Annotated in this window: 13 protein-coding genes, 2 tRNA genes and 2 pseudogenes; 10 read left to right on the top strand and 7 right to left on the bottom strand. The window is 65.0% G+C overall.

The features are described from left to right. Nucleotides 1–2: 2 nt before the first annotated feature. Nucleotides 3–932, bottom strand: a complete 930-nt coding sequence (locus tag E6B08_RS07305) for a helix-turn-helix transcriptional regulator (protein WP_136913410.1) — start codon at nucleotides 930–932, stop codon at nucleotides 3–5. A gap of 450 nt (nucleotides 933–1382) precedes the next feature. Between E6B08_RS07305 and E6B08_RS07300 the strand changes: the two genes are divergently transcribed. The 4 genes and pseudogenes from E6B08_RS07300 to E6B08_RS07285 all read left to right on the top strand — a co-directional run bounded on the left by E6B08_RS07300 (nucleotide 1383) and on the right by E6B08_RS07285 (nucleotide 5414). Then, nucleotides 1383–2723, top strand: coding sequence for an MFS transporter (locus E6B08_RS07300; protein WP_136913409.1), 1341 nt, complete (start codon nucleotides 1383–1385; stop codon nucleotides 2721–2723). Nucleotides 2724–2932: 209 nt separating this feature from the next. Next, nucleotides 2933–3642 (top strand): annotated as a pseudogene (locus E6B08_RS07295) (fumarylacetoacetate hydrolase family protein). 28 nt (nucleotides 3643–3670) lie between these two features. Beyond that, complete coding sequence (locus E6B08_RS07290; RefSeq protein WP_136913408.1) at nucleotides 3671–4435, top strand: SDR family oxidoreductase; 765 nt, start codon at nucleotides 3671–3673, stop codon at nucleotides 4433–4435. Nucleotides 4436–4463: 28 nt separating this feature from the next. Continuing rightward, nucleotides 4464–5414 carry a 2-hydroxyacid dehydrogenase gene (locus E6B08_RS07285; RefSeq protein ID WP_136913407.1) on the top strand — a complete coding sequence of 317 codons (951 nt, stop codon included), beginning with the start codon at nucleotides 4464–4466 and terminating at the stop codon, nucleotides 5412–5414. Nucleotides 5415–5514: 100 nt separating this feature from the next. Here E6B08_RS07285 and nirD read toward each other — a convergent pair whose 3' ends face one another. From nirD to E6B08_RS07265, 3 genes are all read right to left on the bottom strand, one after another. Next, nucleotides 5515–5877: a nitrite reductase small subunit NirD gene (nirD, locus tag E6B08_RS07280; RefSeq protein ID WP_136913406.1), complete on the bottom strand. Its 363-nt coding sequence runs from the start codon at nucleotides 5875–5877 to the stop codon at nucleotides 5515–5517. Beyond that, on the bottom strand, nucleotides 5877–8429 hold the full coding sequence (nirB, locus tag E6B08_RS07275; protein WP_136913405.1) for a nitrite reductase large subunit NirB: 2553 nt from the start codon (nucleotides 8427–8429) through the stop codon (nucleotides 5877–5879). The genes nirD and nirB overlap by 1 nt, the downstream gene beginning before the upstream one ends. 292 nt (nucleotides 8430–8721) lie before the next feature. Further along, on the bottom strand, nucleotides 8722–12750 hold the full coding sequence (locus E6B08_RS07265; RefSeq protein ID WP_136913403.1) for a bifunctional nitrate reductase/sulfite reductase flavoprotein subunit alpha: 4029 nt from the start codon (nucleotides 12748–12750) through the stop codon (nucleotides 8722–8724). Nucleotides 12751–13089: 339 nt separating this feature from the next. On the opposite strand from E6B08_RS07265, the gene map reads away from it, so the two are divergent. Continuing rightward, nucleotides 13090–13866: a type I methionyl aminopeptidase gene (gene map / locus E6B08_RS07255; RefSeq protein WP_416194372.1), complete on the top strand. Its 777-nt coding sequence runs from the start codon at nucleotides 13090–13092 to the stop codon at nucleotides 13864–13866. Nucleotides 13867–14007: 141 nt separating this feature from the next. Here the strand turns inward: map and E6B08_RS07250 are convergent. Continuing rightward, nucleotides 14008–14084 (bottom strand) — tRNA-Asp (locus E6B08_RS07250). A gap of 13 nt (nucleotides 14085–14097) precedes the next feature. Continuing rightward, a tRNA-Val gene (locus E6B08_RS07245) sits at nucleotides 14098–14173 on the bottom strand. Between the two features lie 217 nt (nucleotides 14174–14390). Between E6B08_RS07245 and rdgC the strand changes: the two genes are divergently transcribed. The 3 genes from rdgC (at nucleotide 14391) to sugE (ending at nucleotide 16900) form a co-directional block, all read left to right on the top strand. After that, on the top strand, nucleotides 14391–15311 hold the full coding sequence (rdgC, locus tag E6B08_RS07240; RefSeq protein WP_136913402.1) for a recombination-associated protein RdgC: 921 nt from the start codon (nucleotides 14391–14393) through the stop codon (nucleotides 15309–15311). A gap of 184 nt (nucleotides 15312–15495) precedes the next feature. Then, complete coding sequence (locus E6B08_RS07235; RefSeq protein WP_136913401.1) at nucleotides 15496–16461, top strand: bile acid:sodium symporter family protein; 966 nt, start codon at nucleotides 15496–15498, stop codon at nucleotides 16459–16461. A gap of 121 nt (nucleotides 16462–16582) precedes the next feature. Next, nucleotides 16583–16900 (top strand): quaternary ammonium compound efflux SMR transporter SugE, encoded by a 318-nt coding sequence (gene sugE, locus E6B08_RS07230; RefSeq protein ID WP_136913400.1) that lies wholly within the window; start codon nucleotides 16583–16585, stop codon nucleotides 16898–16900. A 477-nt stretch (nucleotides 16901–17377) separates the two neighbouring features. Here sugE and E6B08_RS07225 read toward each other — a convergent pair whose 3' ends face one another. After that, nucleotides 17378–19255 carry a 1-acyl-sn-glycerol-3-phosphate acyltransferase gene (locus E6B08_RS07225; RefSeq protein ID WP_136913399.1) on the bottom strand — a complete coding sequence of 626 codons (1878 nt, stop codon included), beginning with the start codon at nucleotides 19253–19255 and terminating at the stop codon, nucleotides 17378–17380. A 266-nt stretch (nucleotides 19256–19521) separates the two neighbouring features. Between E6B08_RS07225 and E6B08_RS31440 the strand changes: the two are divergent. Together E6B08_RS31440 and E6B08_RS31435 are read left to right on the top strand one after the other, a co-directional pair. After that, a pseudogene (locus E6B08_RS31440) lies at nucleotides 19522–20577 on the top strand (methyl-accepting chemotaxis protein); the annotation flags it as partial. Beyond that, nucleotides 20578–21441, top strand: coding sequence for a methyl-accepting chemotaxis protein (locus E6B08_RS31435; RefSeq protein WP_416194389.1), 864 nt, complete (start codon nucleotides 20578–20580; stop codon nucleotides 21439–21441). Nucleotides 21442–21444: the final 3 nt, after the last annotated feature.

The following is a 21444-nucleotide window of genomic DNA, read 5'->3' as shown; positions in this document are numbered from 1 at the left end:
GCTTACCGCATCGCCACCTGCGGCGTATCCGGGTCGCGCTGCTGGCGGCGGAACTGCCCGGGCGGCAGGCCGTGGATCTGGCGGAAACGCCGGGAGAAGTAGGCCTCGTCGGCAAACCCACAAAGCCGCGCCACCTCGCCCACCGGGCGGTTGCCGTTGAGCAGGTAGTTACGCGCGGTGTGCATGCGCCGCTCCAGGACCAGCTCGCTGAAGGTCTTGCCGATCTCCTTGCGCAGCCAGTGGGTCAGGTAGGTCGGCGACAGGTAGGTCGCCGCTGCCACCTTGTGCAGGTTGAGGTCGGGGTCGTCGATGTGCCGGCGCAGGTAGTCGCTCATGCGTCCCAGCGCGGCACGTCGGCTGAGTTGCGCGGCGTTGCCCTCGGCCAGTTCGCGCAGGGGTTCGGCGTATAGGCCGCAGACTTGCCCGATCAGTTGCAGCAGTAGCCCCTTGAGCACTTCGCGAGTGCCGAAACGGCGGTTGCCATCGAGTTCGCGCATGCGTTCGAGCATGTGTCGCACTTCGGCGAAATCGGCGTCGTCGAGGCAGAAGTCCAGGTGTTCCTGGAAGCGAAAGGGTGACAGTTCGGGCGCCTGCAGGATCGACACTTCCTCCAGGTCCATGGGGTCGCAGGCCAGGTGCGGCAGCAGGAAAGTCTGGGAGAAGTTGATGACCACGAAGTCGCTGTCGGCCGGGTGCGGAATCACGTGGACCCGGTGCGGCAGGATGAACGCCAGGGTATTGCGCCGGAACGGGCGCTGCACGCTGCCGATGTGCTGCACCGTGTCGCCGCCGAAGTTGATCTGGATCTGGAAGTACTCGTGGCGATGCGGCGCGGTCTCGGCGGGGCGGCCGCGCTGGTCGCGGATGTGGAAGTCCATCAGCTCGCTGCGCTGCTGCATGAGGTAGGTCGGGACCTCGTGCTTGGGGGGCATTGGGCTTTCTCCGGTCTGTAAGACGATGGGGTGCCTGTGCGGGCCCTTTCGCGGCGGTTCGGCGCCCCGACAAGCCCGCTCCTACACAGGGGCAGCGCTGGCCCTGTAGGAGCGGATTTACCCGCGAAAGGGCCGGCACATGCACCGGATAATTCTGACCGGCATCCGGCCTAGCTGGCAACAAGTTGTACGATGTCCAAACTCATAAATTTAGCCACCCCTTCAAAAACCCGTACACCTCCAGATCGCCGAAAACCCTCTATATCAAGCTTTTCAGCCAATCAAACGCACCCAACCCCCGCCCACATTTTTTTTGGACAATACAGCCAAGGCCCCGCCCCTCTGCAAAAAACGATCTAACCCCAGCGTTGCATTTCGAAGGTTGTACGACCACCTTAAAAAAGGGACTGCAGCCCAACCTCAACCAACAACAACAAACGAGGTCGACTCATGTCGAGCACGCCTACCTCGCGTTCCGCGGCGCCGTTCGCCCTGGACGCGGCCACATCGCAACGCCTGCCCACTCGCCGCCGCTGGTTCATGCTCTCACTGCTGCTGGTGGCGACCATCATCAACTACGTGGACCGGGTCAACATTTCCATCGCCGCGCCCTTCATGTCCAAGGACCTGGGCCTGGACAAGGTCGAGATGGGCCTGATCTTCTCCGCCTTCGCCTGGACCTACGCCCTGGCCCTGGTGCCTGCCGGCTTCGTCGCCGACCGGTTCGGCTCGCGCCTGACCTACGGCGTGTCGCTGATCAGCTGGTCGGCGGTCACCGTCGCCCAGGGCCTGGCCAGCGGCTTCGCCTCGCTGTTCGGCCTGCGCCTGGCAGTGGGCGCGATGGAGGCTCCGGCCTTCCCGGCCAACAGCCGTGCGGTGACGGTGTGGTTCCCTGCCCGTGAACGCGGCATGGCCAGCAGCATCTATGTCTGCGGCCAATACCTGGGCACTGCGCTGTTCACCGGCGCGCTGCTATGGCTGGCCACCACCTACGACTGGCGCCACGTGTTCTACAGCACAGGCCTGGTCGGTATCGTGTTCGGCGTGCTGTGGTTGTGGCTGTACCGCGACCCGCTGAGCTGCAAGAAAGTCAGCAAGGAAGAACTGGCCTACATCGAGCAAGGCGGCGGGCTGGTGAAAAGCAGCCAGCAACGCACCCGCTTCGACTGGCGCCAGGTGGCCGAGCTGTTCCGCTATCGCCAGATCTGGGCGATCTGCCTGGGCAAGTTCGCCAGCACTTCGGCGCTGTACTTCTTCCTCACCTGGTTCCCCACCTATCTGATCGAGGAGCGCCACCTGACCCTGATCAAGGTCGGCATCTTCGCGGTGATGCCGTTCATTGGCGCGACCGTGGGCATTCTCCTGGCGGGGATCGTCTCCGACTTGCTGATTCGCCGCGGCTATTCGTTGTCGTTCGCCCGCAAGCTGCCACTGGTGGTGGGCTCGATGCTGGGCATGTCGATCGTACTGGTCAACTTCACCGACTCCAACGTGCTGTGCATCGCCGTGCTCACCCTGGCCTTCTTCGCCCAGGGCATCGCCTCGTCGTCGTGGGCGGCGGTGTCGGAGGTGGCGCCCAAGGAACTGATCGGGCTCACCGGCGGCATCACCAGCCTGGCGGCCAACATCGGCGGCATCGTCACACCGATCGTGATCGGCGCCATCGTGCATGCCAGCGGCTCGTTCGCCATGGCGTTCTGGTTCATCGGCGGCGTGGCGTTGATGGGCACCCTTTCCTACTCGCTGCTGCTGGGCAAGTTGTACCGGATCGAGCTGAAGACGGCGGCCTGAGTCGAGCATTGCAGGGGTTTTGCCGGCCTCTTCGCGGCTAAAGCCGCTCCTACAGATGGATCGCAGTCCTTTAGGAGCGGATTTAGCCGCGAAGAAGCCGGCATAGACCAAAGCAGCTCCCCGGATTAGTCCAAGCCAACCCCGTTTATCTCCAACTTTGCCCGCCCGCCGCTGTTTACGCTGGCCACTCCAGCACGGAGGAAGTCCCCATGTCGTACCTGTTCAACCCACCGGCCACGGTCAGCCTGCCGATCACCGGAAGCACCACGCGCTTTCCGGTGGGCCGGGTGTTCTGCCTGGGTCGCAACTACCCCTGGCCCGAGGCCGCAGGCCCGGCGCCCAGCGAGCCGGTGTTCTTCATGAAACCCGCCTGCAATGTCGTCCCGGCCTCGGGCGAATTGCCCTTCCCGCCACAGACCGACGAGTTCTGCCACGAGATCGAACTGGTGGTGGCCATCGGCGAAGGCGGTGCCGACATCGCCCCTGAGCAGGCCCTTGACCATGTTTTCGGCTTTGCCGCAGGCCTCGACCTGACCCGCCGTGACCGCCAGCGTCAGGCCAAGGCCGAAGGCCTGCCGTGGGAAGGTGCCAAGGTGTTCGAGGCGTCGGCCCCGATGACCGCCATCGTCCCGGCCAGCCAACGCGCCTGGCCGCTGGATGCCAGCCTGTGGCTGCGGGTCAATGGCCAGGAGCGCCAGCGCGCCCACCTGGGCCAGCAGACCTGGCCACTGGCCGAGGTGATCAGCCGCCTGTCCCGGCAACTGCCGTTGCGCCCCGGTGACCTGATCATGACCGGCAGCCCGCCCGGCGTGGCCCCCTGAACCCTGGCGATGTGGTCCACGCCGGCATCGACGGCATCGGCGAACTGCATCTGCAGGTCGGCCCACGTCCCACTATGCAAAGCACCCACGCCGCCTGAACTTCCTGCTGACTTTCCTGGAGTACCCATGAGCCCAACGCAGAACAAGAAAATCGCCCTGGTCACCGGTGCCGGCAGCGGCATCGGTCGCGCTGTCGCCCTCGCGCTGCTCGAGGACGGCTTCAGCCTGGTCCTCGCCGGCCGCCGCATCGAGCCCCTGCACGCACTGGCCGATCAAGCCCGGGCCGCCGGCGGCGAAGCCCTCGCGGTGCCCACCGACGTGCGCGACGAACACAGCGTGGCACAACTGTTCGCCACCATCGAGGAAGTGCATGGCCGCCTCGACGTAGTGTTCAACAATGCCGGCATCAACGCTCCGGCAGTACCGGTCGACGAGTTGCCGCTGGAGAACTGGCGCAACGTCATCGCCACCAACGTCGATGGCGTGTACCTGTGCGCCCGCGCCGCCTTCGGCCTGATGCGCCGCCAGCAGCCCCAGGGCGGGCGGATCATCAACAACGGCTCGATCTCGGCGCATACCCCGCGCCCATTCACCGCGCCCTACACCGCCAGCAAGCATGCAGTGCTGGGCCTGACCAAGGCGCTGGCGCTCGATGGCCGGGCCTACAACATCGTCTGCAGCCAGGTGGACATCGGCAACGCCCTGACCGAACTGTCCGAACGCATGACCCGTGGCGTGCGCCAGGCCAATGGCGATATCGCCGCCGAGCCGATGGTCGACGTGCGCCACGTGGCCGATGCGGTGCGCTACATCGCCGCGCTGCCGCTGGAAGCCAACGTGCTGAACATGACCGTGATGGCCAGCAACATGCCCTTCGTCGGGCGCGGCTGATCTTTACTGCCTTGAAAGGAACTGCTTGATGAAACCTGAAATCCTGCAACTGAGCCCCATCCTCATCCCGGCGGTACGCGAGCGCCTGGAGTCGCTGTTCACCGTGCATCGCTACTTCGAGCAGGCCGACAAGGACGCCTGCATCGCCGCCCACGGCGCCAACATCCGTGGCGTGGTCACGGGCGGACATACCGGCATCAGCCAGGCGCTGATGGCGCGCCTGCCCAACTTGCAGGTGGTGGCGGTGAACGGCGTGGGCACCGACGCGGTGGACCTGGCCTATGCCCGCGACCGCGGCATCCAGGTGACCGCCACCATCGGCGCGCTGACCGAAGACGTCGCGGACCTGGCCATCGGCCTGCTGTTGAACGTGTGTCGTGGTATCTGCACCGGCGATCGTTTCGTTCGCGCAGGTAGTTGGGCGACCAGCGCCACGCCTCTGGCGCCGCTGCCGCTGGCACGCCAGGTGTCGGGCATGCGCGTGGGCATCGTCGGCATGGGCCGGGTTGGCCGCGCAGTGGCCCAGCGGGCTGCGGCGTTCGGTTGCCCGATCCGCTACACCGACCTGCAGGCGCTGGACGTGCCCTACGGCTTCGAGGCCGACCTGCTGCAACTGGCCGAAAACAGCGATGCGTTGATCCTGGCGGCGGCCGCCGACCAGGGCCAGGCGCTGATCAACCGTGAGGTGCTGCGGGCGTTGGGGCCTGCGGGCTACCTGATCAACATCGCGCGCGGCAAGCTGGTGGATGAGCCGGCGTTGATCGCGGCGTTGCAGGCCGGCGAGATCGCCGGGGCGGCGCTGGATGTGTTCGCCGACGAACCACGCGCGCCAGAGGCGTTGTTCGAACGGGAAGACGTGGTGCTGCAACCGCATCGGGCCAGCGCCACGGTGCAGACCCGCACGCGCATGGGCGAGATGGTGGTCGATGGGCTGGTGGAGGTGTTTGCCGGGCGTAAGCCGCAGGGGCTTGTGATCTAGATAGCCTGAAGCGGCCCTATCGCCGGCAAGCCGGCTCCTACAGGAACATCACCGATCCTGTAGGAGCCGGCTTGCCGGCGATAGGGCCAAACGAGGCGGATCAGCCCACCGCCACCTCCACCGCCCCACCCTTCAATCGCACCGGCCACACCCGCAACCGCTGCCCGTCATCCTCCAGGCAGCGACCACTCGCCAGGCTGAAGTGCTGCTTGTACAGCGGCGCCGCCACCACCAACTCCCCCTGCACGCTCCCCACCAGCCCACGGCCGATCACATTGGCCCCGGAGCGCGGGTCGCGGTTGTCTACCGCATACACCGGTTGCTCCTGGCCAGGCAGGTAGAACACCGCCACCTGGGCGCCGTCGAGCCACACCACCACGCCCGAGTCGGCGACCAGGTCATCGGCCTGGCACACCGCCTGCCAGTTCGGTTGGGTTTTCACAGCAGCATTGGACAGGTTCATCAGACAGCCTCCTCGACAGTGGGGATCAGGTGCAGCGGGGCAGCGGGACGGCGCTGTTCGCGCTCGCGGACGAAGTGCACGTCCGGGTCGGCGCGCCGGTCGTTGACGAAGGTGCGGAAGCGCTTGAGCTTTTCCGGGTCCTTGAGGGCGTTGGCCCACTCGCATTCGTATTGGTCGACCACATGTTGCATCTGCGCCTCGAGCTCGGCGGCAAGGCCCAGGCTGTCGTCGAGAATGACCTGCTTGAGGTAGTCCAGCCCGCCATCGAGGCTCTCGCGCCACACCGAGGTGCGCTGCAGCTTGTCGGCGGTGCGGATGTAGAACATCAGCACGCGGTCGATCAGGCGCACCAGGGTCTCGTCGTCCAGGTCGGTGGCGAACAGCTCGGCATGCCGCGGGCGCATGCCGCCATTGCCGCAGATGTACAGGTTCCAGCCTTTGTCGGTGGCGATCACGCCGATGTCCTTGCTCTGCGCCTCGGCGCACTCTCGGGTGCAGCCAGACACCGCGAACTTGAGCTTGTGCGGGCTGCGCAGGCCCTTGTAGCGGTCTTCCAGGCGCAGGGCCATGCCGACGCTGTCCTGCACGCCGTAGCGGCACCAGGTGCTGCCGACGCACGACTTCACCGTGCGGGTGGACTTGCCATAGGCATGACCGGTCTCGAAGCCGGCCTCGATCAGCTCGCCCCAGATCAACGGCAGCTCGTGCAACTGGGCGCCGAACAGGTCGATGCGCTGGCCGCCGGTGATCTTGGTGTAGAGGTCGTATTTCTTCGCCACCTGGCCGATCACGATCAGCTTGTCCGGGGTGATCTCGCCACCGGGGATGCGCGGCACTACCGAATACGTGCCGTTCTTCTGCATGTTGGCCATGAAGGTGTCGTTGGTGTCCTGCAGCGGTACCAACGCCGGGTCCATGATTGGCTGGTTCCAGCATGAAGCGAGGATGTTGCCCACCGCTGGCTTGCAGATGTCGCAACCGACATGGCCCTTGCCGTGAAGGGCGAGCAGGTCATGGAAGGTGCGGATGCCCTCTACCCGCACCAGCGCGTAGAGTTCCTGGCGGGTATAGGCGAAGTGTTCGCACAGGCTTTTGTCCACGGTCACACCGCGGGCGGTCAACTCATGCTCGAACACCTGCTTGAGCAGGGCCGCGCAACCGCCACAGCCAGTGGCCGCCTTGGTGCAGGCCTTGACTGCGGCGAGGTCGCCACAGCCGCTGTCGATGGCGCCGCACACCGCACCCTTGCTGACGTTGTGGCACGAGCAGATGGTCGCGCTGTCGGGCAACGCGTCGGCGCCCAGGGCCGGTGCGCCGCCACCCTGCGGCAGGATCAGCGCGGCCGGGTCGGCTGGCAGGGCGATGCCGTTCTGGGCGTATTGCAGCAGTGTGTCGTAGTAGCTGTTGTCGCCGACCAGCACCGCGCCGAGCACTTTCTTGCCGCTGGCATCGACCACCAGGCGGCGATACGCGCTGTTGGCCTCATCGATGAAGCGGTAGCTGCGCGCACCGGGCGTGGCGCCGTGGGCATCGCCGATGGAGCCGACGTCCACCCCCAGCAGCTTGAGCTTGGTGGACATGTCGGCGCCGCTGAACTCACTGGCCGCTTCGCCCATCAGCAACGCGGCGAGGTTGCGCGCCATGCTGTAGCCGGGTGCGACCAGGCCGAACACGCTGCCGTTCCACGAGGCGCACTCACCGATGGCGAAGATGCGTGGGTCGCTGGAACGGCAGTGGTTATCGATCACCACGCCGCCACGGGCGGCGATATCCAGGCCGCTGGAGCGGCCCAGGGCATCCTGCGGGCGGATGCCGGCGGAAAACACGATCAGGTCGGTTTCCAGGTGCTCACCGCCATCGAAGTTCATCCGGTAGCGGTAGCGCTCGCCCGCACTGATCGACTGGGTGGCGCGCGACAGGTGCACACCCACGCCCAGGGCTTCGATCTGCGCCTTCAGCGCCGCCCCGCCCTCGCCGTCCAGCTGCACCGGCATCAGCCGTGGAGCGAACTCCACCACATGGGCTTCCAGACCGAGGGACTTCAGCGCATTGGCGGCCTCCAGGCCGAGCAAACCGCCACCGACCACCACGCCACGGCGGGCACCACTGGCTGCGGCACGGATCGCGTCGAGGTCGTCGAGGGTGCGGTAGACCAACCGGGCATCGCCGCTGGAACCCTCGATCGGCGGCACGAACGGATAGGAGCCAGTCGCCAGGATCAACTGATCATAGCCGTAGCGGCCTTCGGCAGTGATCACCTCTTGGCGTTCGCGGTCGATTTGAAGTACCGCCTCGCCCAGGTGCAGGTGCACTGCGCTGGCGTCGTAGAAGCCCGGCTCGCACAGGGCCAGGGTCTCGGCGCAGCTACCGCCGAAGTACTCCGACAGGTGCACCCGGTCGTAGGCGCGCTGGCGCTCCTCGCCGAAAACCCGCACCTCGAAGCGCGCCAGGGCACCGCGTTCGACCAGTTGCTCGACGCAGTGATGACCGACCATGCCGTTGCCGACGATGACCAATCGCTCTCGTTGCCCGCCGTTCACTGTTGCCTTCATAGCCGATCCTCGATCAAAAAAAAAGCGCCTGGAGCCGAAGCTCCAGGCGCCTTTGCCTGTATTCATCACGGTGTGTGGGCCCGGGTTGGTCGCCGTTGACCAATGGGCTTTGTTGTATCTGGGTTAAAGCAGAGAGTGTGCCAAGTGCTTGTCTGTGCCGGCCTCTTCGCGGGTAAACCCGCTCCTACAGGGGGCTGGCCGGGCGAGGCTCCTGTAGGAGCGGGTTTACCCGCGAAGAGGCCGGCACGACCAATGCACATCCACAGTGCACCCCTCCCCATCCTGGGGCGCTTCAATACACATCACGCCGATAACGCTTGGCCCTGCCCAGCGCCTCGACATAGGCAGCCGCCGCCGCCATATCCATACCGCCGTGCTCGGCGACGATCTCGCGCAAGGCCGCATCCACGTCCTTGGCCATGCGTTGGGCATCGCCACAGACATACACGTATGCGCCGTCCTGCAACCATTGCCACAACGGCGCGCCCTGTTCGCGCAGGCGCTGCTGCACGTAGATCTTCTCGGCCTGGTCACGCGAGAACGCGGTATCCAGGCGCAGGTGCCCGGCAGCCTCCCAGGCTTGCAGCTGGTCCTGGTAATAGAAGTCGGTGGCGGCATACTGCTCGCCGAAGAACAACCAGTTGCCGCCCTTGGACCCGCGCGCCTCGCGTTCTTCGAGGAACGCGCGAAATGGCGCGATACCGGTGCCGGGCCCCACCATGATCACTGCGGCGTCGTCGTCCTCGGGCAGGCGAAAATGCTTCGACACCTGTGGGAAGATTGCCACCTCCAGCGCCTGCGCGCGGTCGGCGAGAAAGCTCGAACACACGCCCTTGCGCTGACCATAACGCACCGTCGATACGGTCAAGTGCACCTGCTCCGGATGGGCCAGCGGGCTGGAGCTGATCGAATACAGCCGCGGCTGCAATGGCTTGAGCAGCTCGAGCCAGGTAGTCAGTGGCAACGCCTGGGGAAACGCGCGCAGCACATCGACCAACTGCCGCCCCCACAGCCAGTCCTGCAACTCGGCCTTGCACTCGGGTTGCAGCAGTCGCTGCAGATCAGCGGCGGCGTGGCTGAAAGCCTGGAGTTGCTGTGGGGTCACCTTGGCGATTTCCAGGCGCGTTTCCAGGGCCTGCGCCAGCGCCATCGTCAGTTGCCCCTTGAGCTCGACCTGCGTACTGCCGTCGAGCCCCATCAGCCCGAGCAGTTCCTCGACCAGCGCCGGGCAGTTGCGCGGCCACACCCCCAGGGCATCGCCGGCCTGGTAGGTAAAACCGCTACCGGTCAGGTCGAACACCAATTGGCGGGTCTCCTTGCTCGCGCCAGGGCCATTGAGCACGCGATTTTCCAGCAGTCGCGCCGAATACGGCTGTTGCTTGCCATAGGCTGCCGTCGGCACCGGGCTTTCGCTCGGGGCAGTTGCGCAACCGCTAGCCAGCTCCGCCAGCAGGGCCTCCAGCCAGGCGGCGAACGCCTCGTCATAGTCCGGTTCGCAGTCGACCCGCTGCAACAGGCGACGCCCGCCCAGTTCGGCCAGGCGCTGGTCGAGCTTGCGGCCAAAGCCGCAGAACCGATCGTAGCTGGAATCACCCAGGGCCAGCACGGCGTAAGGCAGGTCGGCGCAGTGGGCACCCTCCTCGCCCTGCAACGCCTGCCAGAACGCCCTCGCGCTGTCGGGCGCATCGCCGTCGCCGAAGGTGCTGGCGATCAACACCACGCTGGCGGCGCCTTGCAACTGTCGCGGGCTGAGGGCATCCATGCAGCTGAGCTGCACGGCATGCCCGGCACTGCGCAGCCGTTCGGCGCAGCGCTCGGCCAACGCCTCGCTGTTGCCGGTTTGCGAGGCCCACAGCACCTGGTGGCGAGGGGTTTCGATGAACGCTTCGGGGGCTGCCGCCGGCTGGGCGAACAACCCCGCCAGCAAGCCATCGACGAACAGGCGCCTGGAGGCCGCCAGCGGCGCATTGGCCGGCAGGCTGGGCACGCCCTCGGCACGGGCCTGCTCAAGCCCGAGCAGAAAGCCTTGCAGGTAGTGGCGTTCGTCCTCGGCCAGCACGGGGGCTGGTAGCGCATCCAGGCCAAGCAAGCGGGACAAGGTGGCGGTCGGCATGCGGGCAGGCTCCGGCAAGGGGGTGGCGACGCTCAGTTCCAGAGCGTCGATGCGTTCGCCAGCGACCCGCTCCAGGGCCACGGCGCAATGCTTGAAGGCCGGTTGCAACGACAACGGGTCGACCGCATCGCAGGTCACGGCATTGATCGCCAGCTGCTCACCGAACACATCGTTCCAATGGATCGGTGCGAAGCAGTTGCCCGGCATCACCCGGGTGCTGAGCCGCGCCGGCAAGACGGCCTGGCCACGACGCGAACGCACCCTTACCTGGTCCTTTTCACGCAGGCCCAGACGCTCGGCATCCTCGGGGTGAATCTCGAGGAAGGGACCGGGCTCGAGCTTGTTCAGCGCCGGCACCTTGCCGGTCTTGGTCATGGTGTGCCACTGGTGCTGCACGCGGCCGGTGTTGAGCACCAACGGGTAGTCGTCATCGGGCAGCTCGGATGCAGGCAGCCAGGGCCGGGCGAAGAAGCGTGCCTTGCCGCTGGCAGTGGGGAACGCCAGCGCAGGTCGGTTGCCCTGGGCATCGAGCAGCAGGCGTTGGCTGTTGCCGTCGTTGTGATAGCGCAGCGGGCTGCGGTGATCGGCGCGGCCTGGTGCGCAGGGCCACTGCCGCGGGCTGTGGCGCAGCCCGGCATAGTCGATGCCGCGCAGGTCGTAGCCGGTGGCGGGGTTCCAGAAGCGGCGGATTTCATCGAATACCGCCTCGGCATCGGGGTAGTCGAAGGCGTGCGTATAGCCCATGGCACAGGCCACCCGAGCGATGATCTGCCAGTCAGGCAGGCTTTGCCCAGGCGGGTTGACGGCGCGTGGCATCAGGGTCAGGTTGCGCTCGCTGTTGATCATCACGCCCTCCCCCTCGGCCCACAGCGCGCCAGGCAGGAGGATATCGGCGTAACGGTTGGTCTCGGTGTCGAGGAAGGCATCCTGGGTAATCACCAGCTCGGCCTCGCGCAGGCCATCGATGACTTGCTGACGATTGGCGACGCTGGCTACCGGGTTGCTGCAGATGATCCAGCAGGCCTTCACCTCGCCCGCTTTCATCTGCTCGAACAGCGCGACCGTGCCTTCCCCGCCCTCGGCGCGCAGGCTACCCGAGGCCAGGCCCCACTGCTGCTCGACGAAAACCCGGTCGCCCTCCACCAAGGCCGAACGCTGGCCCGGCAGACCCGGCCCCATGTAGCCCATTTCGCGCCCGCCCATGGCATTGGGCTGGCCGGTCAGCGAGAACGGGCCGCTACCGGGCCGGCAGATGGCGCCGGTGGCCAGGTGCAGGTTGCACAAGGCATTGCTGTGCCAGGTGCCATGGATGCTCTGGTTCAGGCCCATGGTCCAGCAGCTCATCCACTCCCCGGCAGTGCCGATCCAGTCGGCGGCCTGGCGCAGGTCGGCTTCGGCCAGGCCGGTGATGGCCGCGACGCGCTCGGGGGTGTAGTCCTCGAGAAACGCCGGCATCTCGCCCCAGCCTTCGGTATGCCGGGCAATGAACTCGGGGTCGGTGTGGCCGTTGAGGTGCAGCAGGTGCAGCAGGCCGTTGAGCAACGCCAGGTCGCTGCCAGGGCGTACCTGCAGGAACAGGTCGGCCTTGTCGGCGGTGGTGGTGCGCCGCGGGTCGACGACGATCAGCCTGGCCCCGGCCTTGACCCGGTCGAGCAAGCGCAGGAAGAGAATCGGGTGGCAGTCGGCCATGTTCGCGCCAATCACCAGAAACACCTCGGCGCGGTCGAAATCCTGGTAGCTGCCCGGCGGGCCATCGGCGCCCAGCGAGAGCTTGTAGCCGGTGCCGGCACTGGCCATGCACAGCCGTGAGTTGGACTCGATATGGCGGGTGCCGATGAACCCCTTGGCCAGTTTGTTGGCCAGGTACTGGGCCTCCAGCGACATCTGCCCGGACACATACAACGCCACGGCATCGGGCCCATGGCTGTCGATGATGCCGCGCAGGCGCTGGGCGGCCTGGGCGATGGCCTGGTCCAGCGGGCTACGTGCCGGTTCCTGGTGGCGCTCCTGGCGCACGTAGGCGTCTTCCATGCGGCCACTGGTCAGTGGCAGGTGGGCGGTGAGGCCTTTGGTGCAGAGGCGGCCGAAGTTGCTCGGGTGCTGCTTGTCGCCAGCGACCTTGCCGACCTTGCCGTCGGCCACGGTCATGACGATGCCGCAACCGACGCCGCAGTAGGGGCATACGCTGCGCACTTCGCGGGTGGTCATCGACGTGTCTCCCTTCAGGAACGCAAAAAGGCGCCGGCTGCCCCGGCTTGCTTGGCAAGCGGGGGCAACACGGCGCCTTTGTCGTGAATGTGTGAGGGCAATCGGCGTTGATGGCCCTGGATGAGGAGATTCAGCAATTTATGGGCCAGCTGGACCGGCCTATTCGCGGGCAAGCCCGCTGCCACAGGTTCACCACAGGCGCCAAGGACCGCGCGGATCCTGTGGCAGCGGGCTTGCCCGCGAAAGGGCCGCCACGGATTACGCACCATCCGGTGGCAACCGGCAGCCCCATGGCGCTATGCTGGGGCAAATTCCAGCACGAGACACTCCCCTCCCCCCATGTCCCAGGTGATCCTCAAGACCCCCGAGCAACTCCACCTGATGCGCCGTGCCGGCCAGTTGCTGGCCCAGGTGTTCGCCGACCTCGACGGCTTCATCCGCCCCGGCGTCACCACCATGCAGATCAACGACCGTGCCGACACGTTCATCGTCGAAACCCTCAAGGCCCGCCCGGCGAGCAAGGGCCAGTACGGCTTCCCCTACTCGCTCAACACCTCGGTGGATCACGTGGTCTGCCATGGCATTCCCAAGGCCGACGAGGTGCTGCAGGAGGGCTCGATCATCAACGTCGACATCACCCTCGAACAAGGCGGCTACATCGCCGACTCGTCGAAGATGTACCGCATCGGCTCGATCAGCGACGAGGCCGCGCGCCTGGTCGACACCACCTACGACGCGCTGTGGAAAGGCATCGACCAGGTGCGCCCAGGCGCCACGCTGGGTGATATCGGCCACGCCATCCAGGCGCACGCCGAAGCTGCAGGTTACAGCGTGGTGCGCGAATACTGCGGCCATGGAATCGGCAAGCAGATGCACGAAGGGCCCGAGGTACTGCACTTCGGCCAGCGTGGCATGGGCATGAAGCTCAAACCAGGGATGGTGTTCACCATCGAGCCGATGATCAACCAGGGTGGTCGCGGTACGCGGACATTGAAAGATGGCTGGACGGTGGTGACCCGTGACCACGCCCTGTCGGCGCAATGGGAACATACCGTGGCGGTGACGGAGGACGGGGTCGAGGTGCTGACACTGCGCGAAGAAGAGCGTCATCGTTGACGCAGTGGGGGGGCGTTGCCCCCCATCGCCGACAAGCCGGTGCCTACGGGCACGCAGCATGGAGCAGAAACAAAAAAAGCGACCCTAAGGTCGCTTTCTGTGTAGCTTCCGGGTGTTCAGTGGGCCCTGGAAGCTGGAATATGGCGCAGCGGACGGGACTCGAACCCGCGACCCCCGGCGTGACAGGCCGGTATTCTAACCGACTGAACTACCGCTGCGCTATACATCGAGTGGTGGGTGATGACGGGATCGAACCGCCGACCCTCTGCTTGTAAGGCAGATGCTCTCCCGGCTGAGCTAATCACCCTTTCGTCTCGGTGTGGCGCGCATTCTACGGACGACCCGACACCCTGGCAAGCACTTTTTTAATCTTTTTCAAAAAAAATTTGCAGGCCTTTCAACGACCTAGCGCTACCGGTCATTTCTTTCCTTATATATGCCTGCTGGCCCTCTGACAGGGTTGGCCTCAGGCCGTCGCTCAGAGAATAATGCCCGCCTTATGCATTAAGGAGAGATTCCCCCTCATGTGGTTCAAGAACCTGCTGTCCTACCGTCTGACCCAGGAAGTACCGTTCGAGGCCGAGGCGCTGGAGGCCGCCCTGGCCACCAAGCCGGCCCGCCCCTGCGCCAGCCAGGAGCTGACCACCTACGGTTTCGTCGCGCCGTTCGGCAAAGGCGAAGATGCTCCCCTGGTGCACGTCAGCGGTGAGTTCCTGCTGATTGCCGCGCGCAAGGAAGAACGCATCCTGCCGAGCAGCGTGGTCAACGATGCGGTAAAGGAGAAGGTCGAAGAGATCGAGACCGAGCAGATGCGCAAGGTCTATAAAAAGGAACGCGACCAGATCAAGGACGAGATCATCCAAGCCTTCCTGCCGCGCGCTTTCATCCGCCGCTCGATGATCTTCGCCGCCATCGCCCCGCGCCTGGGCATGATTCTGGTCAACTCGGCCAGCGCCAAGCGCGCCGAAGACCTGCTCTCGACCCTGCGCGAAGTGATCGGCTCGCTGCCGGTGCGCCCGGCCACGGTGAAGATCGCACCTAGCGCGACCATGACCGACTGGGTCAAGTCGCAGCAAGCCGCCGAAGGCTTCTATGTACTGGATGAGTGCGAGCTGCGCGACACTGCCGAGGACGGCGGCATCGTGCGCTGCAAGCGCCAGGACCTGACCAGCGAGGAAATCCAGCTGCACCTGAGCACCGGCAAGATGGTCACCCAGCTGGCCCTGGCCTGGCAGGACAAGCTGTCGTTCGTGCTCGACGACAAGATGGTGATCAAGCGCCTGAAGTTCGAGGAGCTGCTGCAGGAGCAGGCTGAACAGGATGGTGGCGACGAGGCCGCCCAGCAGTTCGATGCCAGCTTCCAGCTGATGATGATGACCTTTACCGAATTCCTGCCGGTGCTGTTCGAGGCGCTGGGTGGGGAAGAGATTCCGCAAGGGGTCTGATCGGCATCATCGACGAGTGCCGGCCTGCATGCCATTTTCAGCCAGTGCCGGCCCTTTCGCGGGACAAGCCCGCTCCCACAGATACTCTGCAGCCCTTGGAGACTGTGGTGACCCCGTGGGAGCGGGCTTGTCCCGCGAAGGGGCCAATGAAAATCGAACGTCATAACTACAAAAGGACCTGCCAATGCGTGCCCTCGCCGCCTTCAGCCGCTTCGTCGGCAACACCTTCGCCCTCTGGGTGCTGGTGTTCGCCTGCCTGGCCTTCCTGCAACCCCAGTGGTTCATCGCCTTGAAAGTCGCCATCGTGCCGCTGCTGGGGCTGGTGATGTTCGGCATGGGCCTGACCCTCAAGCTCGACGACTTCGCTGCCCTCGCCCGTCAGCCATGGCGTGTGCTATTGGGCGTGGTGGCGCACTTCGTGATCATGCCGGGGATGGCCTGGCTGCTGTGCCAGCTGTTCCACCTGCCGGCCGAAATTGCCGTGGGCGTGATCCTGGTCGGCTGCTGCCCGAGTGGCACGGCGTCGAACGTGATGGTGTGGCTGTCCAAGGGCGACCTGGCACTGGCGGTGGCGATCGCCGCGGTGACCACCTTGCTGGCACCGCTGCTGACCCCGGCGCTGATCTGGTTCCTGGCCTCTGCCTGGCTGCCGGTTTCCTTCATGGACATGTTCTGGTCGATCCTGCAGCTGGTGATGCTGCCCATCGTGCTCGGCGTGGTCGCCCAGCGCCTGCTCGGCGCCCGGGTGCAACTGGCGGTGCAGGTGCTGCCGCTGGTGTCGGTGGTGAGCATCGTGATGATCGTCTGCGCGGTGGTTGCCGCCAGCCAGGCGAAGATCGCCGAATCGGGTCTGTTGATCATGGCCGTGGTGGTACTGCACAACAGCTTCGGCTACCTGCTTGGGTACCTGACCGGCAAGCTCTGCAAGCTGCCGCTGGCCCAGCGCAAATCGCTGGCCTTGGAGGTGGGCATGCAGAATTCCGGGCTGGGGGCAGCCTTGGCGGCGGCGCACTTCTCGCCATTGGCGGCGGTGCCCAGTGCGCTGTTCAGTGTTTGGCACAATATTTCCGGGGCGCTGCTGTCGACCTGGTTCAGGCGGATGGAAGCGCCTGAGGATGAGGTCGAGAGCGCGGAGCCGGCCAGGCATTGATGCAGACTTGCCCAAGGACGGGCAAATGTGCACTATATTGCCCACTGTGAGGACGACCTCACGACGCACCGCGTGACCATCCCGGGGACGGCCCCATCATTGACAACGATGGAGACTCACCATGTCCTGGATCATCCTGTTCTTCGCCGGCCTGTTCGAGGTCGGTTGGGCGGTCGGCCTGAAATACACCGACGGCTTCAGTAAACCGCTCCCCACCGCCCTCACCGTCGCCGCCATGGCCATCAGCCTCGGCTTGCTCGGGCTTGCCATGAAAGAGCTGCCGCTGGGCACCGCATATGCCATCTGGACCGGTGTCGGTGCGGTCGGCACGGTGATTGCCGGCATCATCCTGTTCGGCGAGTCCATGGCCCTGGTGCGGCTGGTCAGCGTGGCGTTGATCGTGGCCGGACTGATCGGCCTGAAAGTCAGTGCCAGCTAAGTCTTCCTCCTGACAAGGTTGTTTCGAATTAGTGGGGGCTGGACCGAGAGCGAGAGCGAAGCGATTCGCCTGCCGTTGCTCTCGCTTTTGATCTGCTCTTGCTGTTGATCTTGATCTTGATCTTGATCTACCCGCGACCTCAGGAGGCCGAGCGTAGGCGGCTGGAGGGCCAGGTGCGCAGCACCCTCCGGCGGAGCCGGAGGCGCGAGATGTAGACTTGCGCAGCAAGTCGTAGGCCGCGCGGGCCCGCAAGCCGCCGGAGCGAGGGAACCCCGAAGCGCAGCGTAGGGGCCGTATGTGGGAGCAAGCGGCTTTGCGCTACTTTGTCCAAGAACAAAGTAGCCCGCCGTAAAGGCGGAAGGGGCCAGTAGCGCCGCTACAAAAAATGGATCTGGCCCCAATCTCAATGCCGAGCCAAGCCGAGCCAAGCCAAGCAAGCTCCCAACAATCCGTGAAGAACCTAACGTAACCCCCGACCTAACGCAGGCCACCGCGCAAGCGGCTCACCTGCTCCCGTAACGCCTCGGGCTGCGCCGCCTCCACCGGGATGGCGGTGCCAGCCACGATGGTCACCCGCGACCACAAGCGCTTGAAGAAGCCCTTTGCCGGGTCACGGCTGAAGAAGCTACCCCACAGCCCCTGCAATGCCAGGGGAATCACCGGCACCGGGGTTTCCTCGAGAATACGGTTGACCCCGCCCTTGAACACATCGATCTCACCGTCGCCGGTCAACTTGCCTTCAGGGAAGATACACACCAGTTCCCCTGCCGCGAGGTATTCGGCGATGCGAGCGAACGCCCGCTCGTAGGTCGCCAGGTCTTCGTTACGCCCGGCGATCGGAATGGCGCCGGCTGTACGGAAGACGAAGTTGAGCACAGGAAGGTTGTAGATCTTGTAGTACATGACGAAGCGAATTGGCCGGCGAATAGCCCCGCCGAGCAACAGTGCATCGACGAACGAGACATGGTTGCACACCAGCAACGCCGCGCCTTCGTCTGGGATACGCTCCAGATCGCGGTGCTCCACGCGGTACATCGAGTGGCTCAGCAGCCAGATCAGGAAGCGCATGGTGAACTCGGGCACGATCCTGAAGATGTAGGCGTTGACCAGCACATTGAGCAGCGACACCACCAGGAACAACTGCGGGATGCTCAAGTCGGCCAAGCCCAGCAGCACCATGGTCAGCAACGCCGATACCACCATGAACAGCGCATTGAGGATGTTGTTGGCGGCGATCACCCGGGCCCGCTCGTCTTCGGCAGTGCGCGCCTGGATCAAGGCATACAGCGGCACGATGTAGAAGCCACCGAACACGCCCAGGCCAACGATCGACACCAGGATCCACCACGCCTGCGGCATGCCCAGCAGCGCCAGCCAGTCATGTGGCGCGGCTGCGACCGGCACATCGCCGGAGTGCCACCACCAGAGCAGGCCGAACAGGGTCAGGCCGAACGAGCCGAACGGTACCAGGCCGATTTCAACCTTGCGCCCGCTGAGGCGCTCGCACAACAGCGAGCCCAGGGCAATGCCGACCGAGAACAGCGTCAGCACCAGGGTCACCGCGGTGCTGTCGCCGTGCAGCCAGTCCTTGGCATAGGCCGGAATCTGCGTGAGATAGATGGCGCCGACGAACCAGAACCACGAGTTGCCGACGATCGAACGCGACACCGCCGGCGTCTGCCCCAGGCCCATGCGCAGGATCGCCCAGGACTGCTTGAAGATGTTCCAGTCCAGCACCATCTGCGGCGAGGCCGCGGCGGCGCGGGGGATCCAGCGGCTGGCCAGGTAGCCCAGCACCGCAGTGCCGACCACCCCGCCCGCCACCACCGTGGCGTAACTGTCGGCCGACATCATCACCCCGGCGCCGATGGTCCCGGCAAGAATCGCCAGGAAGGTGCCCATTTCCACCAGGCCGTTGCCGCCCACCAGCTCCTGTTCACGTAGTGCCTGGGGCAGGATCGAGTACTTCACCGGGCCGAACAGCGCCGAGTGGGTGCCCATGCCGAACAACGCTATCAGCATCAGCGTCAGGTGATGGGTGACGAACCCCAGCGCACCGATGGCCATGATGACGATTTCGGCCAGTTTGATGATGCGGATCAGCGCGTCCTTGGCGAACTTTTCGCCGAACTGCCCGCCCAGTGCCGAGAACAGGAAAAACGGCAGGATGAACAGCAGCGCGCAGAGGTTCACCCACATGGCACTGGCGCCTTCGCTGAAGCCGAGCTTGAACAGGATGGCGAGGATCAGTGACTGCTTGAACAGGTTGTCGTTGAAGGCGCCCAGCGCCTGGGTGATGAAAAACGGCAGGAATCGCCGCTTGCCGAGCAATGTGAATTGCGAGGTTTGACTCATCAATCTTCTTCCCTGGGCCTTTGTTCTAGTTGGAGGCTCGCCGGCCGCCACAAGCCACAAATCTGCATGGCAATGCCGTCGCTGGCAACCCGCCGCAGGTTGTTCAGGGATACGCCCCAGCAATTGATATCACGAAGACATCATTTTTCATTGAAATCTTTGTTCAGAATTTGTTACATCTGCCGATGATTCATATAGATGACTATATCTGAAAAAGGAACGGACCTCCGGTCTCCTCCAACGCATAAGAAAAGGAGCTCAGCAGCATGTTTACCTGGTTCGGCGACCTGAAAATCGCCAACAAACTCTTCCTCGGTTTCGGCCTGGTGTTGGCCCTGACCCTGATCCAGTCGCTGATCAGCTGGGATGGCCTGGGCAACCTGGTGCGTCGCAGCGAAGTGGTCAGCGATGTGTCCGGACTCAACGATGCCCTTGGCGACCTGCGCGTGGCGCGTTTGCGCCATGCCATGGCCAACGGCGACGAAGCCGAGGGCAAGGCCTTGCAAGCGGCCCTGGATGCGTTCAAGGCGCCGCTCGACAAACTGCGACAGACCTTGGTCAAGCCGCAAAACCGGGCGCTGCTGAACCAAGCCGACCAGACCCTGCAGGCCTACGCCAGCAACCAGGCGCTGAGCTTCCAGTCTTACCAGGCGATGCGTGCGGCGCAAAAGCAGATGGGCGTGCTGGCCACTGACTCGTTTGCCAGCATCGAGCACATCCGCAAGCAGGTACGAGCCCTGCCCGATGCCGAGCAGCGCTTCACGCGTATCGAGGCGATCAACCAGATTCGCGAGAACCTGATCCTGTTGCGCTACCACGTGCGTGGCTACACCGGTAACACCAACGCCGACACCGAAAAGCTGATGAACACGCAGATCGCCACCACGGTGAACGAACTGCCAGGCCTGGTGGCGCGTTTCAACGGCAGCTTCGCCCAGGAGTTCGGACAACTCGAGCAACAGGTACGGGCCTATGCCGAGGCGGTCGAGGCCTTCCGCGGTGAGGTGAGCAAGCTGGTCGACTACCGCAACGCCATGGGCAAGGATGTCGATACCCTCAACGCCCTGATCGGCCAACTGCTCGATTCCCAGGTGCTGGCAGTGAACGAGGACAGCCACTTCGCCCGGGTCCTGCAGATCGTCACCACCGTCCTTGCGCTGTTGATCGGTGCCTTGGCCGCAGTACTGATCGCCCGCCAGATCAGCCAGCCACTGCGCCGCGTGCTCGACGCCATGGAACAGGTGGCCAGCGGCAACCTCGGCGAGCAACCGGCCACCCGCCGTCGCGACGAGGTGGGCCAACTGCAGAATGCCCTGCAGGGCATGACCTGCAACCTGCGCGAGCTGATCGCCCAGGTGCGCGACGGCATCTCGCAGATCGCCAGCGCCACCGAGGAACTGTCGGCGATCACCGAGCAGACCAGCGCCGGCGCCAACAACCAGAAGGTCGAGACCGACCAGGTGGCCACCGCGATGCAGGAAATGGCCGCGACCGTGCACGAAGTGGCGCGCAATGCCGGCGAAGCCTCCGAGGCTGCCAGCGCTACCGACGAGGAAGCCCGCGAAGGCGACAGCGTGGTCACCCGCGCCGTCGCGCAGATCGGCCGCCTGGCCAACCAGGTCGATGCCACCAGCGAAGCCATGGGCGCCCTGCGCAGCGAGAGCCAGCGCATCGGCAAGGTCATGGACGTGATCAAGGCGGTGGCCGAGCAGACCAACCTGCTGGCGCTCAACGCTGCCATCGAGGCAGCCCGAGCTGGCGAGGCGGGCCGTGGTTTCGCCGTGGTGGCCGACGAAGTGCGCAGCCTGGCCCAACGCACCCAGGCCTCGACCCTGGAAATCGAGTCGGCCATCGGCAGCCTGGAGCAAGGCACGTTGTCGGTGAGCGAGCTGATGGAAGAAAGCCAGAGCCTGACCGAGAGCAGCGTGGCGCTGGTGCGTGAAGCCGGAGTGGCGCTGGAGGGCATCACCCAGCGGGTGTCGGCGATCCAGTCGATGAACCAGCAGATTGCCGCGGCATCGGAGCAGCAGAGCGCGGTGGCCGAGGAAATCAGCCGGAGCGTGGTGACGGTGCGGGACATTTCCGAACAGACGGCCGAGGCCAGCCATCAGACATCGGCGTCCAGCGTGGAGCTGGCGCGGTTGGGTGGGCAGTTGCAGCAGATGATCAGCCGGTTCCGGTTCTGATCG

Source organism: Pseudomonas putida, from assembly GCF_005080685.1.
In the GTDB taxonomy this organism is placed as follows: domain Bacteria; phylum Pseudomonadota; class Gammaproteobacteria; order Pseudomonadales; family Pseudomonadaceae; genus Aquipseudomonas; species Aquipseudomonas putida_V.
The sequence above is the reverse complement of the archived record's forward strand: the minus strand, read 5'-3'. Positions and strand labels throughout refer to the sequence as shown.